This is a genomic window from Herbaspirillum sp. UBA812, assembly GCF_002296545.1.
Taxonomy (GTDB): domain Bacteria; phylum Pseudomonadota; class Gammaproteobacteria; order Burkholderiales; family Burkholderiaceae_D; genus Herbaspirillum; species Herbaspirillum huttiense.
Genome location: NZ_DBIC01000134.1, coordinates 17,243 through 17,985, shown reverse-complemented (window position 1 = coordinate 17,985; position 743 = coordinate 17,243). Strand labels below are relative to the sequence as shown.

Genomic DNA, 743 nt, shown 5'->3' with positions numbered 1-743 from the left:
CGGAAGTCATCGAAATCGGACGCCTCTATGGCCGCATCGAGTTGCTGCGCAACTTCATCGCCGGCCAGTTGGGCAGTTACAGTCGCGCGCCGGAATTTGCCGCGGCCCTGGAGCGGGTGGAGAAGGAATATTTCGACAGTGGCTTCCAGTTCCTCGATTTCCTGCTGCAGATAGGGCTGAAGTCCGGTGACTTCGGGGTCACGCCTACCGATCTCTTCAAGTTCTATGTGCCCTCGATGGCCTCCATCACGGACCTGCGCGATCTGCTGCTCGATGATCTGCTGGAGCAGGCGGAGCGCCACAATACGCGGGCCCGCAACCTGTTGATTCTGGTGGTGAGCCTGACGCTGGTGGCTTGCCTGTTCTTCCAGATGCTGGTGGTACTGATCGGGCGGCGTGTGGTGCGTCCGCTGGTGCAGGCCACCGATCTGGTGTCGGGTCTGGTGGACGGCAAGCTGGAGCAGGAAATCCCCGAGGCGCGCCATCAGGATGAGATCGGCGCGATGATGCGTGCGCTGCGCGTGCTCAAGCAGCGCATGCGCGAGCGCAACAGTCTGGCCAAGGAACGCGAGGCGCTGATCACGCAATTGCAGACCTCATCCAATACCGATTTCCTGACCGGCGTATTGAACCGCCGCGCCTTCTACACCCATGCCGATCAGCAGCTGGGTGTGGCGCAACGCTATCGGCGGGCGGTGTCGGTGGTGCTGTTCGACATCGATCATTTCAAGCGCATCAACGAC

Annotated in this window: 1 protein-coding gene; it reads left to right on the top strand. The window is 61.2% G+C overall.

Annotated features, from left to right (window positions below; genetic code table 11):
* On the top strand, positions 1-743 hold a 743-nt coding region (locus tag B3873_RS08495; RefSeq protein WP_286865272.1), incomplete at both ends, for a GGDEF domain-containing protein.